The 14,685-nt window shown below is 59.7% G+C and carries 10 protein-coding genes; 6 read left to right on the forward strand and 4 right to left on the reverse strand.

The window, feature by feature from the left end; genetic code table 11:
• Positions 1-207 precede the first annotated feature (207 nt).
• Positions 208-2,136: a transglycosylase SLT domain-containing protein gene (locus tag AC07W5_RS07415; protein WP_494992313.1), complete on the forward strand. Its 1,929-nt coding sequence runs from the start codon at positions 208-210 to the stop codon at positions 2,134-2,136.
• A 44-nt stretch (positions 2,137-2,180) separates the two neighbouring features.
• Here AC07W5_RS07415 and AC07W5_RS07420 read toward each other — a convergent pair whose 3' ends face one another.
• Positions 2,181-3,959, reverse strand: a complete 1,779-nt coding sequence (locus AC07W5_RS07420) for an ABC transporter transmembrane domain-containing protein (protein WP_495023107.1) — start codon at positions 3,957-3,959, stop codon at positions 2,181-2,183.
• Between the two features lie 268 nt (positions 3,960-4,227).
• Between AC07W5_RS07420 and AC07W5_RS07425 the strand changes: the two genes are divergently transcribed.
• On the forward strand, positions 4,228-4,407 hold the full coding sequence (locus tag AC07W5_RS07425; RefSeq protein ID WP_494992315.1) for a PA1571 family protein: 180 nt from the start codon (positions 4,228-4,230) through the stop codon (positions 4,405-4,407).
• Positions 4,408-4,566: 159 nt separating this feature from the next.
• Here AC07W5_RS07425 and pdxB read toward each other — a convergent pair whose 3' ends face one another.
• Positions 4,567-5,709 carry a 4-phosphoerythronate dehydrogenase PdxB gene (gene pdxB, locus AC07W5_RS07430; RefSeq protein ID WP_494992316.1) on the reverse strand — a complete coding sequence of 381 codons (1,143 nt, stop codon included), beginning with the start codon at positions 5,707-5,709 and terminating at the stop codon, positions 4,567-4,569.
• A gap of 214 nt (positions 5,710-5,923) precedes the next feature.
• Here pdxB and AC07W5_RS07435 point away from each other — a divergent pair, with 214 nt between their 5' ends.
• Positions 5,924-7,333, forward strand: a complete 1,410-nt coding sequence (locus AC07W5_RS07435; protein ID WP_495023108.1) for an MATE family efflux transporter — start codon at positions 5,924-5,926, stop codon at positions 7,331-7,333.
• Here AC07W5_RS07435 and tusA read toward each other — a convergent pair.
• On the reverse strand, positions 7,330-7,569 hold the full coding sequence (gene tusA / locus AC07W5_RS07440) for a sulfurtransferase TusA (protein ID WP_419118550.1): 240 nt from the start codon (positions 7,567-7,569) through the stop codon (positions 7,330-7,332). The genes AC07W5_RS07435 and tusA overlap by 4 nt on opposite strands.
• Positions 7,570-7,781: 212 nt before the next feature.
• Positions 7,782-8,855, reverse strand: a complete 1,074-nt coding sequence (rlmM, locus tag AC07W5_RS07445; protein ID WP_495023109.1) for a 23S rRNA (cytidine(2498)-2'-O)-methyltransferase RlmM — start codon at positions 8,853-8,855, stop codon at positions 7,782-7,784.
• Positions 8,856-9,073: 218 nt separating this feature from the next.
• On the opposite strand from rlmM, the gene acnA reads away from it, so the two are divergent.
• The 3 genes from acnA (at position 9,074) to AC07W5_RS07460 (ending at position 14,576) form a co-directional block, all read left to right on the forward strand.
• Positions 9,074-11,815, forward strand: a complete 2,742-nt coding sequence (gene acnA, locus AC07W5_RS07450) for an aconitate hydratase AcnA (RefSeq protein ID WP_495023110.1) — start codon at positions 9,074-9,076, stop codon at positions 11,813-11,815.
• A 169-nt stretch (positions 11,816-11,984) separates the two neighbouring features.
• Positions 11,985-12,776 carry a CPBP family intramembrane glutamic endopeptidase gene (locus AC07W5_RS07455; RefSeq protein WP_495023111.1) on the forward strand — a complete coding sequence of 264 codons (792 nt, stop codon included), beginning with the start codon at positions 11,985-11,987 and terminating at the stop codon, positions 12,774-12,776.
• Positions 12,777-13,010: 234 nt separating this feature from the next.
• Positions 13,011-14,576: a methyl-accepting chemotaxis protein gene (locus AC07W5_RS07460; RefSeq protein ID WP_494992321.1), complete on the forward strand. Its 1,566-nt coding sequence runs from the start codon at positions 13,011-13,013 to the stop codon at positions 14,574-14,576.
• The last annotated feature ends 109 nt before the right edge of the window (positions 14,577-14,685 follow it).

The following is a 14,685-nucleotide window of genomic DNA, read 5'->3' on the forward strand; positions in this document are numbered from 1 at the left end:
TCTCCAAAAACCGGGCGCGCATTCTACCTGACTTGAGGTTTGATGAGGCCGGCATTTTCATCTTCGCAGCACCCTGAACAACAATTACCCGGAACTTGCACCGGCGGACCGGCAAAGCTTTCGCCGGCTGCTGGCAAAAGGCTAAGCTACAGGCAATCAGTGTTGGCACCGTCGGCACTTGCCACGTTTTCTCTGCCCGGACGTCTCATGCGCAGTCGCCTTTTCAGCTTTTTATCTTGTCTGCTTCTCTCTGCCACTACCGTGCAATCCGCCCAGGCGGTGGACCTGTCGCAACAACGCCAGTATTACGATGAAGCCAAGCGCGCCTTGGCCAAGGGTGATTCGGGCCCGTACTTCCGCTACAGCCAAGCGCTCAGCGATTACCCGCTGGAGCCGTACCTGGCCTACGACGAACTGACCGCCCGACTGAAAACCGCCAGCAACGACGAGATCGAGAGATTCCTCGCCGAACACGGTGACCTGCCGCAAGCCAACTGGATGAAACTGCGCTGGCTACGCTGGCTGGCCGAGCGTGGCGACTGGCAACCTTTCGTCAAATACTACGACCCCAAGCTCAATTTCACCGAGCTGGACTGTCTGAATGCTCAATATCAGCTGGGCCACAACCTCAAGGCCGCAGGCTATGCCAACACTGAAAAGCTCTGGCTGACAGGAAAGTCCCAGCCCGCCGCTTGCGACGCACTGTTCGCTCAGTGGGCCGCAGAAGGTCAGCTGACCGAACAGAAACGCTGGCAGCGCGCCAAGCTGGCCGCCGACGCCCGCAACTACCCGCTGGCCAAGAGCCTGGTCAACAGTATGACCACCCTCGCCCCGCAGGGCAGATTGCTGATCGACGTCGCCCAGCGACCGGAACTGCTCAGCCAGCCATCGCGCTTCACGCCCGTCGATGAAGCCATGTCCGACGTCGTCGGTCTGGGCCTGCGCCGCCTGGCACGCCAGGATCCGGACATCGCCATGAGCCTGCTCGACAGCTATGCCAGCAGTATGCACTTCTCACGTGACGAAAAAGTGGCAATCGCCCGGGAAATCGGCCTGACTCTGGCGCGGCGATTCGACAGCCGTGCCCTCGACGTGATGACCAAGTACGACCCTGAACTGCGTGACAACACCGTCTCCGAATGGCGCCTGCGTTTGCTGTTGCGCCTGGCGCGCTGGGATGACGCCTATCAGTTGACCCGCAGACTGCCGCAGGACCTGGCCACCACCAACCGTTGGCGTTACTGGCAGGCTCGCAGCCTGGAACTGGCTCAGCCGCAGAATCCGGAAGCGCTGGTCCTTTATAAGAACCTCGCTCATGAGCGTGATTTCTACGGTTTCCTCGCCGCCGATCGCGCGCAGTCGCCGTATTCGCTGATCAACAAACCCCTGGTGCTCAGCCAGGCGATCATCAACAAGGTCCGCAACACCCCGGGCGTGCGTCGCGCCCTGGAATTCCATGCCCGTGGCCAGATCGTCGACGGGCGCCGCGAGTGGTACCACGTCAGCCGTCGCTTCAACCGTGACGAAATGGTCGCTCAGGCCAAACTGGCCTACGACCTGAAATGGTACTTCCCGGCGATCCGCACCATCAGCCAGGCGCAATACTGGGATGATCTGGACATTCGCTTCCCGATGGCCCACCGCGAGACCCTGGTGCGAGAAGCCAGGATCCGCGGCCTGCATTCAAGCTGGGTGTTCGCTATCACTCGCCAGGAAAGCGCGTTCATGGACGACGCTCGCTCCGGTGTCGGCGCCAGCGGCTTGATGCAACTGATGCCCGTTACCGCCAGGGAAACCGCGCGAAAATTCAGCATTCCCCTGGCCTCGTCGCAGCAAATACTGGACCCGGACAAGAACATCCAGCTCGGTGCCGCCTACCTGAGCCAGGTCCACAGCCAGTTCAACGGTAACCGGGTACTCGCCTCCGCCGCCTACAACGCAGGCCCCGCCCGCGTTCGGCAATGGCTCAGAGGCGCCGATCACCTGAGCTTCGATGTCTGGGTTGAAAGCATCCCCTTCGACGAAACCCGCCAGTACGTGCAAAACGTGCTGTCCTACTCGGTGATCTACGGCCAGAAACTCAACGCCCCACAACCACTTGTGGACTGGCATGAGCGGTATTTTGATGATCAATGACCCTGTAGATTGATCGTTCCCACGCTCTGCGCGGGAACGATCATTCACGGTCGGACATCGAGTTCAGGCTTGCCATCATTAAACTGCAACGCCGCCAACTGTGCATACAGCGTATTGCTGGCGATCAGCTCCTGATGGGTGCCGATCGCTACCAGTTTTCCTTGATCCATCACCGCAATACGATCAGCGTTTTTGACCGTGGCCAGGCGATGGGCGATGACCAGGGTGGTGCGGTTTTTCATCAGGCTTGGCAGGGCCTGCTGGATCAAGTGTTCGCTTTGGGCGTCGAGGGCACTGGTGGCTTCGTCCAACAACAGGATCGGCGCGTCCACCAGCAGCGCCCGGGCGATTGCCAGGCGCTGGCGCTGTCCGCCGGAGAGACCCAGGCCACTGTCGCCGAGGTGGGTCTGGTAGCCGTGGGGCATTTTCTCGATGAATTCATGAGCGTAGGCAATTTTTGCCGCTTCTTGCACCTGGGCCAGGGTCGCCGATGGATTTCCGTAGCGGATGTTCTCTTCGATGCTGCCAAAAAACAACGCGGGGCTTTGCGAAACCAGCGCAAAACAGCGGCGCAGGTCCATGGGGTCGAGCCGGGTCAGTGGGTGCCCATCAAGCAGGATGCGGCCCTGCGTCGGGTCGTAGAAACGCAGCAGCAGATCGTAAACGGTTGATTTGCCAGCACCCGAAGGCCCGACCAGCGCCAGGGTTTCGCCGGCCTGGATGGTCAGATTGAGTCCGTCGAGGGCATAGCTTTCCGGGCGCGACGGATAGGAGAAACGCAGGTCCTGCAAAACCAGATTACCTTCGACACGCTCCGGCAATTGGACCCGCCCGGTGACCGGCGCCTGGATGATGTTTTCCGAACGCAACAATTCAGCAATCCGCTCGGCCGCACCCGCCGCCCGCTGCAACTCGCCGATCACTTCGCTCAAGGTGCCAAAGGCACCGCCGACGATCAGGCTGTAAAAGACAAAGGCCGCCAGTTCACCACTGGAAATGCGCCCGGCGATCACGTCCATGCCACCGACCCAGAGCATCACCCCAACAGCACCGAGCACCAGCATGATCACCAGGGTGATCAACCAGGCCCGCTGCATGATGCGTTTACGCGCAGTGTCGAACGCCTCTTCAACGGTCACCGCGAAGCGTTGCTCATCCTGCACCTGATGGTTGTAGGCCTGCACGGTTTTGATCTGTCCAAGGGTTTCGGACACGTAACTGCCGACATCGGCGATACGGTCCTGGCTCAAACGCGACAGGCTGCGCACCCGGCGGCCGAAGATCAGGATCGGCGCCAACACCAGCGGCAAGGCAACCACTACGATACTAGTGAGTTTGGGATTGGTGATGAACAGCAGCACGATGCCGCCAATGACCATCAAGGCATTACGCAGGAACAGCGACAGCGACGAGCCGATCACCGATTGCAGCAGCGTGGTGTCGGCGGTCAACCGTGACTGGATTTCCGAGCTGCGGTTGTCTTCATAGAAGCCCGGGTGCAGGTAGATCAAATGGTTGAACACCTGCCGGCGAATATCCGCCACGCAACGCTCGCCAATCCAGGACACCAGATAGAAACGCACGAAGGTGCCCACCGCCAACCCCATCACCAGCATCAGAAACAAACCGATGGACTGGTTGAGCAGGTGCGGCGACCGGGTCATGAAGCCTTGATCCACCAGCAGGCGAATGCCCTGCCCCATGGACAAGGTGATGCCGGCGGTAACGATCAGGGCGAGCAAAGCGCCAAACGCCGGCCAGCGGTACGGCGCAATGAAATGAGTGGCCAGGCGGATCGCGCGGCGGTGACGGGAAGAGAGCATGAAGATCATCCAATAGCACAACCAGAAAGGATAAACGCCACCAAGCCTACACCGACCAATCCGCCGGTTCTCTGTAAATCACAATGAGTCAGGTTAAATATGACCTCTGACAATAGACCCTAGATGTTATTGGTCTAAAGTCTGTCTGGAAGTTCGAGGACATTTCTGATGGACTGAGGGCGCCGCTTGTGAATCCTGTAGGGAGTTGTCACAGCTTGGTCACCTGGCGGTTTTAGAGTAGGCACACAACCTGATGAGGAGACAGGCCATGTCCTTGCAACATAGCAGCGATGACAAAATTCAAGTGATCCGCACCCAGCCAGGTCAATCTCTGGGTTGCTCAATTATCGACGCTAAAGGGCGCGAAGTACCGATCACTGAAGACATGATCCAGAGCGCTTGCCGCGAACTGGAGCAACGATTGGTCAAGCCTGCCAAGCAAGACTGACACATAGCCTCACGTCCTCTTGACCCGGCCTTGATGCCGGGTTTTTTCTGGGCACTTTTTGGGGCCGCTGCGCGACCCATCGCGGGCAAGCCTCGCTCCTACAAAAACACCGAAATCCTGTAGGAGCCGAGCTTGCTCGCGATGGGGTCAATCCGCTTACTAGACTGCCACCGCCCCCAGCGCCAATACGATATTGCGCAGGACATGCGACTCCCCCTTGATCCTTACAGTCAGTCCATCAATCTCCCGCCGCTCTGGATAATGCTTGCGCAAGGCATCAAACGCCGCGCGCTGCTCTTGCACGCTGCCTACCAGACTACGACGAAAATCCGCATCGTCACGGCGCGGGTCGTAAACGCCACGGCACAACATGGCCAAAGCCCAGCCCGGATCGCTGCTGGCATTCAGGCTGACTTCAGCCAACCACGGCGCGGGCAATAATTGATCGAGACGGACCTGAGGCGTCTGCCCCTGGTACTCGCAAAACGCCTGATAGACCTGCGCGGTACCGCGTTGTTTGCCGTCGAGGCTGTAGCCGGCGATATGCGGGGTGGCCAGCACGCAAAGATCAGCCAGCGCCACATCGACCTGCGGCTCGCCCTCCCAGACATCCAGCACCGCTTGCAGGTCTTCACGCTGCAGCAGCACTTCGCGCAGGGCAGCGTTGTCCACTACCGGGCCACGGCTGGCATTGATCAGCCAGGTGCCGGATTTGAGTTGGCTCAACCGTGTTTTATCGAACAAGTGCCAGGTTGGCAGATCGCCGTTTTTGCTGAGCGGGGTGTGCAGACTGATGACATCGCACTGCTCGACAATCTGTTCCAGGCTGACGTAATCACCCCCTTCAGCGGCTTGCCGTGGTGGATCGCAAACCAGCACGTTCCAGCCCAGCCCTCGTAGCACCTTGACCAGCCGACCACCCACTTCACCGGCGCCGACCACACCATAAGTGCGTCGGCTCAGGTCAGTGCCTTCGATTTCCGCCAACGTCAGCAAACTGCCGAGAACGTAGTCAACTACGCCACGGGCATTACAACCCGGAGCGCTGGACCAGGTGATACCAGCCTGCTGAAAGTAATCGAGATCCAGGTGATCGGTACCGATGGTGCAGGTGCCGACAAAGCGTACGTTGCTGCCTTCGAGCAGCGCACGGTCGACGTTGGTCACCGAGCGCACTAACAGAACATCGGCCTGCTCGATGGCGGCGCGGTCGATCGCGCGCCCCGGCAAGCGACGGATTTCGCCGATACCGGCAAAGAAGGCATCGAGCAGCGGGATATTTTCGTCGGCAACAATCAGCATGGCAGGCTCCTTTCGCGGAGCCGCAGTGTAGGCGTAGTTGAGGGTGAGGGGCCAGTGACGCGAAGAACTCAGTTGCATGCCCTCCCGTAGCAGCTGCATTGAAGCTACGTGTTTTTCCGCACTTACAAATCCGCAACACAGGAGTTTTCCTGACCATTGTGTCAAGGCGTAGAATGCGCCGCCTTGCGCATCAAAACCTCTGGACGCTTCGCTTGTGAATTCCGTGACTGACAGCCCCGCTGCTATTTCCCTCAACCGCCCTGCCCGGGTTCGTCTTGAGCTGCGTAATCTGCTCGGCCTGGCCTTGCCGATCATGATCGCGCAGCTGGCCACTACCGCGATGGGCTTCGTCGATGCGGTGATGGCTGGTCGTGTCGGGCCGCGAGATCTGGCCGCGGTGGCGCTGGGCAACTCGATTTGGGTGCCAGTGTTCCTGCTGATGACTGGTACGCTGCTGGCGACGACGCCGAAAGTCGCGCAACGTTTCGGGGCCGGCACTCACGGCGAGATCGGCCCGATTGTGCGTCAGGCGTTATGGCTGGCGTTGGTGGTCGGCTTGATGGCGACACTGATACTGTTCAATGCCGAGCCGGTTTTGCATGTAATGAAGGTCGATCCCGAATTGATCGGCCCTTGCATGGAATACCTGCGCGGCATTGCCACCGGGTTGCCAGCCGTTGCGCTCTACCATGTGCTGCGCTGCTTCAGCGATGGCATGGGCCGCACCCGCCCGAGCATGGTGCTGGGTCTGTGCGGGCTGGCGCTGAATATTCCGCTCAACTATGTGTTCATTTATGGCCACCTCGGCGTGCCGGCCATGGGCGGTGTCGGTTGCGGCTGGGCCACGGCAATCGTGATGTGGGTGATGATGCTCGGCATGGCGGGCTGGACCCGCTGGGCACCGGCGTATCAGTCGAGCCAGTTGTTCAGTCGTTTCGACTGGCCACAATGGGCAGTGATCAAGCGCCTGCTGAGCATCGGTCTGCCAATCGGTATTGCCGTGTTCGCCGAGTCGAGCATTTTCGCGGTGATCGCCCTGTTGATCGGCAGCCTCGGCGCCACGGTAGTGGCAGGACACCAGATCGCCCTGAACTTCAGCTCGCTGGTGTTCATGATCCCCTACTCCCTCGCAATGGCTGTGACCGTGCGTGTCGGCCAGGCACTGGGGCGTGAAGAGCCCCGTGAGGCGCGCTTTGCCGCCGGTGTCGGCATGGGGACGGCGCTGGCCTATGCCTGCATCTCCGCCAGCATGATGTTGCTGCTGCGTGAGCACATCGCGGCGATCTATACCGCCGACCCGATGGTGACTCAGGTCGCGTCGATGCTGATCATCTATTCGGCGTTGTTCCAGTTCTCGGATGCGATTCAGGTGACTGCGGCCGGCGCCTTGCGCGGTTATCAGGACACTCGGGTGACGATGATCCTGACGCTGTTCGCCTACTGGGGGATTGGCTTGCCGGTGGGTTACGCCCTGGGCCTGACCGACTGGCTCGGTACTGCCAGTGGCCCGAGCGGGCTGTGGCAAGGTTTGATCGTCGGTTTGAGTTGCGCGGCAGTGATGCTGTCGATCCGCCTGACACGCAGTGCACGCAAGCGGATCCGGATCAGCCGCTCGAGGGGTTAATCGAGCTTCTTGCGAATCCAGTACAGGTAGGTGCCCGCCTCTTCCCGCTGCTCTACCAGTTCGTGGTCGAGAAACACGCAGAACTTGGGGATGTCGCGACGGGTCGACGGATCGGTGGCGATCACCTTGAGCAGGCCGCCGGGCTGCAGGTCGCGGATGTGCTGATGCAGCATCATCACCGGCTCCGGGCAGTTGAGGCCGGTGGCGTCGAGGATCGCGTCGACGGGCGTATCGATGGTTTGGCTCATACTTCACTCCTGAAACTGGCCGGCATTGTCGCGCAAAGCCGGGTGTAACGTCACTCCCGAAGATCGTTCCCACGCTCTGCGCGGGAATGTAGCCCGTGACGCCGCGCGTCACAGAAGCGGACGCGGAGTGTCCATTGAGGCATTCCCGCGCGGAGCGTGGGAACGATCAAATCGCGAGCAAGCTCGGCGCCTACAAGGGCTCAGCGGGATTTCGGCTTTTTCACATCCAGACGACGCAAATGGCAGGTCACTTCTTCGCGGTCGTGATACAGCTGCTTGCAGCCAATGGCGACGCGGATGCCGCGTTCCTTGAAGCCTTCTTCGATACGTTCGAGCAAGCGCTTTACTTCCGCGTAGCGCTGTTTCATCGGCAGCTTCAGGTTTACCACCGCTTCCCGGCAATGCCCCTCGCCAATCCAGGTTTCCAGGAGCGCCGCGTTGCGCGCAGGCTTCTCGACGATATCGCAGACCATCCAGTCCACTGGTTGCTTGGGTTTGAAGGTGAAACCGTCAGCCATCAAATGTTGAACCAGCCCTGTGTCCATCAAGCTCTCAGCCATCGGACCGTTGTCGATGGCGGTCACCAGCATCCCGCGATTGACCAGTTGCCAGGTCCAGCCGCCAGGTGCGGCACCGAGATCGACACCGGTCATGTCGCTGTGCAAGCGCTCGTCCCACTGATCGCGGGGGATGAAATGGTGCCAGGCCTCTTCCAGCTTCAGCGTCGAACGGCTTGGCGCTTCGCGGGGGAACTTCAGACGTGGGATCCCCATCGGCCACATCGCTGAGTTGTTGCTTTCAGCCAGACCGAGAAACACCTCGCGACCGCTTTTAAAGGTCAGCAATAGTCGAGGTTTGCCAGCGTCTTCCACCAGTTTTCCGGCACTGGTCAGCGCCTTGCGCAACGGGCCTTCGAACTTCTTGCAGAAATTCGACAGTTCTTTACCGTCATTGGTATCGACGACTTCCAGCCATAGGCTGCCGCAGACAGGGAACCTTGCCATATGAGCAAGAATCACGCTGATACGGTCGGTTTCCGGCAAGTCGATAAACATGCCGCGGGCCCATTGCCGCACAAAGATCAGCTCGGCGAAACGCTGACCGCGCATCAGCTGCTCGGTGCCATCGTCTTCGGTGCAGACAAACTCGGCGCAGGCACTGCTGGTCTTGGCCTTGGCATAACCGGCCACATTCAGACGCGCGGCGAGTTCGGATATCTCGGAACAGACTTCGCCTTCGAAGCCGGGCCGGCAATGCATAAAGAGGGTGTTCATTCATACTCCTGGGCAGTTGGCGAACAATTCAGCCACTGCGCGATGTCCAGACCCTAAAGCAAAGCCTGTCACGAAAACCGGCGCATGATAGCCGAGTTCGGAACCCTGGACTTGTCCATAGAGTCCGGTTATTAGCCAGATTCCCCAATCAGAGCTAGGTTAAAGGCTCTGCCCGTCCCGCCAGGTCCGTAGCCGTGCGGACTAAAAGGAGTCATTCAATGCCGTCCCTCGATAGCCTGAAAGCCCTTAAAACATTAAAAGTCGACGACAAGACTTATCACTATTTCAGCCTGCCGGAAGCCGCCAAGTCTCTTGGTGATCTCGACAAACTGCCCATGTCGTTGAAAGTCCTGCTGGAAAACCTGCTGCGCTGGGAAGACGAAAAAACCGTTACCGGCGCCGACCTCAAGGCCCTCGCGGCCTGGCTCAAGGAACGCCGCTCCGACCGGGAAATTCAGTACCGTCCGGCGCGGGTGCTGATGCAAGACTTCACTGGCGTACCCGCGGTGGTCGACCTGGCTGCCATGCGCGCCGCCGTGGCCAAGGCCGGCGGCGATCCGCAACGCATCAACCCGCTGTCGCCGGTGGACCTGGTGATCGATCACTCGGTGATGGTCGACAAATTTGCCAGTGCCAGTGCGTTCAAACAGAACGTCGACATCGAAATGCAGCGCAACGGCGAACGTTATGCCTTCCTGCGTTGGGGCCAAAGCGCCTTTGACAACTTCAGCGTGGTGCCACCGGGCACCGGGATCTGCCACCAGGTCAACCTCGAATACCTCGGCCGCACGGTCTGGACCAAGGATGAAGACAGCCGTACCTATGCCTTCCCGGACACACTGGTCGGTACAGATTCCCACACCACCATGATCAATGGCCTCGGCGTACTCGGCTGGGGTGTCGGCGGTATCGAAGCGGAAGCCGCGATGCTCGGCCAACCGGTGTCGATGCTGATTCCGGAAGTGATCGGCTTCAAGCTGACCGGCAAGCTCAAGGAGGGCATCACCGCCACTGACCTGGTGCTGACCGTCACACAGATGCTGCGCAAGAAAGGCGTGGTCGGCAAATTCGTCGAGTTCTATGGCGACGGCCTCGCCGACTTACCGCTGGCGGACCGCGCAACCATTGCCAATATGGCCCCGGAATACGGCGCTACCTGCGGATTTTTCCCGGTGGATGACGTCACCCTGGACTACCTGCGTTTGTCCGGCCGGTCGACTGAAACCGTAAAACTGGTGGAGGCCTACAGCAAGGTTCAGGGCCTGTGGCGCTTGCCCGGCAAAGAACCGGTATTCACCGATAGCCTGGCGCTGGACATGGGCCGCGTCGAGGCCAGCCTGGCCGGCCCCAAGCGCCCACAGGACCGGGTCTCGCTGCCGAACGTCGGTCAGGCCTTCACCGACTTTCTCGGCCTGCAATACAAACCCACCAGCAAAGAAGAGGGTCGCCTGGAAAGCGAAGGCGGCGGTGGCGTCGCGGTGGGCAGCGCTGAACTTGCAGGCGAAGCGGATTATGACTATGAAGGCCAGACCTATCGCTTGAAAAACGGCGCCGTGGTGATTGCCGCGATCACCTCCTGCACCAACACCTCCAATCCCAGCGTCATGATGGCAGCCGGGTTGGTGGCAAAAAAAGCCGTGGAGAAAGGCCTCAAACGCAAACCCTGGGTCAAGAGTTCCCTGGCACCCGGCTCGAAAGTCGTCACCGACTACTACAACGCCGCGGGCCTGACCCAGTATCTCGATGAACTGGGTTTTTCCTTGGTCGGATACGGCTGCACGACCTGCATCGGTAACTCCGGGCCGTTGGCGGAGCCAATCGAAAAGGCCATTCAAAAGGCAGACCTGACCGTCGCCTCGGTATTGTCCGGCAACCGCAACTTCGAGGGTCGCGTGCATCCCCTGGTGAAAACCAACTGGCTGGCGTCGCCACCGCTGGTGGTGGCCTACGCCCTGGCTGGCAGCGTGCGGATCGATATCAGTAGCGAGCCGCTGGGTATCGGTACCGATGGCCAGCCGGTATACCTGCGCGACATCTGGCCCAGTGCCAAGGAAATCGCCGACGCGGTGGCCCAGGTCAGTACCAAAATGTTCCACAAGGAATACGCCGAAGTGTTTGCCGGTGACGCACAATGGCAAGCCATCGAAGTCCCGCAAGCGGCGACCTATGTCTGGCAGCAGGACTCCACCTACATCCAGCATCCACCGTTCTTCGATGACATCGCAGGCCCGTTGCCGGTAGTCGCAGACGTCAAGGGCGCGAGGGTTCTGGCGCTGCTCGGCGACTCGGTGACCACCGACCACATCTCCCCTGCCGGTAACATCAAGACCGACAGCCCTGCCGGGAGCTACCTGCGCGGATTGGGTGTGGAGCCGCGCGACTTCAACTCCTATGGCTCACGTCGCGGCAACCATGAAGTGATGATGCGCGGCACCTTCGCCAACATCCGTATCCGCAACGAAATGCTCGGGGGCGAAGAAGGCGGCAACACGATCTACATCCCCACCGGCGAAAAACTGCCCATCTACGATGCAGCCATGCGTTATCAGGCAGCCGGCACTCCACTGGTGGTGATCGCAGGTCAGGAATACGGCACCGGCTCAAGCCGCGACTGGGCAGCCAAGGGCACCAACCTGCTGGGAGTCAAGGCGGTGATCGCCGAGAGTTTCGAGCGTATCCACCGCTCCAACCTGGTGGGCATGGGCGTACTGCCGTTGCAGTTCAAACTTGATCAGAACCGCAAGAGCCTGAAACTGACAGGCAAGGAAACCCTGGATATTCAGGGCTTGACCGGCGTCGAACTGCAACCGCGCATGAACCTCACACTGGTGATCACCCGTGAAGACGGCAGCAGCGAGAAGATCGAAGTGCTGTGCCGGATCGACACCTTGAATGAAGTTGAGTACTTCAAGTCGGGGGGGATTCTGCATTACGTGTTGCGGCAGTTGATCGCGTCGTAATTCCACCTCACCTGAAACACCGCCTTCGGGCGGTGTTTTTGTTTGGCTGATGCGAGTGTTCCTCTGTTTATAATTGCGCCCCCGATAGGTTCGGGCGCATTCGGACGATCCGGGCGACTCAGACCGCTCCAGCTTTTTAAGGTAAGACTCCCGCCTGAAAGGACTTCACATGATCGTTTTGCCATGGCTTTATCTGGCACTCCTCTGCATCGGCTACAGCCTGGCAATGTTTGCCGGACAACTGGAGGTGCAAGCACTGATCGCCGTTGCCTTGCTGCTGTTTGCAGGTTTTGCCGTGCGCCAGCAAAAGAGCCGTTATGGCCGTTATCTCGGACACGGCTTGTTCGTGGTACTGGCCCTCGCGCTGGCTCTGCATTGGCTACCGGGCTTCTACAACGGTAGCGTCATTGGCCCCGAAGTCTTTACCGAAGATGCAGTGCCGTTCTCGATGTACCTCAATCTGGACAAACCGCTGATTGGCTTCTGGCTGTTGCTGGTATGCCCATGGATTGTCGGACGGCGCTCCCTGCGTCTTTCGCTGTACGCGACCGCCCTGGCCTTGACCCTGAGTGCACTGGCCGCGCTCGGTGGTGCGGTGTTGCTGGGCGTCACTCATTGGGAACCGAAGTGGCCGGATCAAGGTTGGCTTTGGGTACTGAACAACCTGCTGTTGGTGACTCTGGTCGAGGAAGCCCTGTTTCGTGGCTATATTCAGGGCGGTTTGAGCCAGCGCTTCAAACAGCTGCCTTATGGCGAAACCCTTGCACTGATATTCGCGGCGCTGCTCTTTGGCCTGGTGCATCTGGGCGCCGGCTGGCAATGGGTATTGCTGGCGAGTATTGCCGGAGTCGGCTACGGCCTGGCCTACCGTTTTGGCGGACTGAGCGCGGCAATCGCCACGCACTTTGGTTTGAATCTGTTGCACTTCGGGCTGTTTACTTATCCGATGCTGGCTGGATAAGACATTACCGGACCAAACAGGTACTGAAGTACCAGATAACATGAGCTTCAGTACCATTGTCGGTCAGGAAGAACAACTTGGCCGACTCTGCGCAAAATTCTGCAACAGTCCATTCACTATCCATTTCAAGGCGCAAACCGCTCACCTGAGACGCACCACCGATTTTTGAAAAATATTTTCAATAATCCCCAGGCACTGCCGACAACCTGACAAAGCCTTGCGGATTGAAAAACCATGCGTAACAACCAACCCGTTACACAACGTGAACGTACCTTCCCGGCTCAGCAACGGTTGATTTCCACCACCGATGCCAAAGGCGTGATTACCTACTGCAACGACGCTTTCGTTGAAATAAGTGGTTTTTCTCGTGAGGAACTGATCCGTGCACCGCACAACCTGGTACGTCATCCAGACGTCCCGGCAGCGGTGTTTGCGCACATGTGGGGCACTCTGAAGCAAGGCTTGCCCTGGATGGGTATTGTCAAGAATCGCTGTAAATCCGGTGACCACTACTGGGTCAACGCCTATGTCACACCGGTTTTCGAAGGCAATCAGGTGGTCGGTTACGAGTCGGTACGGGTCAAACCCACCGCCGAACAGATCCACCGCGCCGAAGCGCTCTACCAACGTATCAACCAGGGCAAGTCGGCCATTCCTCAAAGTGATAAATGGTTGCCGGTGCTGCAAGACTGGTTGCCGTTCATTTTGGTCAGCCAGCTCAGCTTTCTGATTGGCATCTGGCTCAACTCCCATTGGGGCTTCGCCCTGGCTGCCGGGCTCTCGGTGCCGCTGGGTCTGCTCGGTTTGAGCTGGCAACAACGTGGCCTCAAGCGCTTGCTGCGCCTGGCTGAACAGACCACCTCGGACCCGCTGATCGCACAGATGTACACCGACAGTCGCGGCGCCCAGGCACGCCTGGAGATGTCCATTCTCAGCCAGGAGGCACGCCTGAAAACCTGTCTGACCCGCCTCCAGGACACCGCCGAGCACCTGAACGAGCAAGCCCGTCAATCCGACGCCCTGGCCCACAAGAGCTCCACCGGGCTGGAGCGCCAGCGGGTTGAGACTGAGCAAGTGGCCACTGCCGTCAACCAGATGGCTGCCACCACTCAGGAAGTCGCCAGCCATGTCCAGCGCACCGCCGACGCCACTCAGCAAGCCAATCGCCTGACCAGTCGCGGCCGCGACGTCGCCGGCGAAACCCGCGAAGCCATCCAGCGTCTGTCCCAGGTGGTCGGTGAAACCGGCGCCACGGTAACCCAACTGGCCAAAGACAGCGACGAAATCGGCGGCGTGGTCGATGTGATCAAAGGCATCGCCGACCAGACCAACCTGCTGGCCTTGAACGCCGCCATCGAAGCGGCCCGCGCCGGGGAAATGGGGCGTGGCTTTGCGGTGGTTGCCGATGAAGTACGGCAACTGGCGCAACGTACCAGTGAGTCCACCGGGCAGATCCACAGCCTGATCGCCAAACTGCAACAGACCGCCAGCACCGCCGTACAAACCATGGACGCCGGCCATCGCCAGGCTGAAGAAGGTGTCGCGCGGGTACTCGAGGCCGACAAGGCGTTGGTGGGCATCAGCGAAGCGGTGGCCAACATCACCGACATGACCGCTCAGATTGCAGCTGCGACCGAAGAACAAAGCGCAGTGGCTGAAGAGATCAGCCGCAATATCAGCACCATCGCGCAGCTGGCTGATCAGACCTCGGAACAAGCGCAAAACTCGGCACTGCTCAGTGAAGAGTTGACCCGTACAGCGAATACCCAGTATTCGTTGGTGGAACGCTTTAACCGCTGACAGATGCACCCCTACCGATCATTCCCACGCTCTGCGTGGGAATGCCTCCCGTGACGCTCTGCGTCACATCCAGAAGCGGAACGCGGAGCGTCCCTGGCGGCATTCCCAC

The sequence above is a fragment of the Pseudomonas sp. GW821-FHT01E05 genome (genome assembly GCF_059422425.1).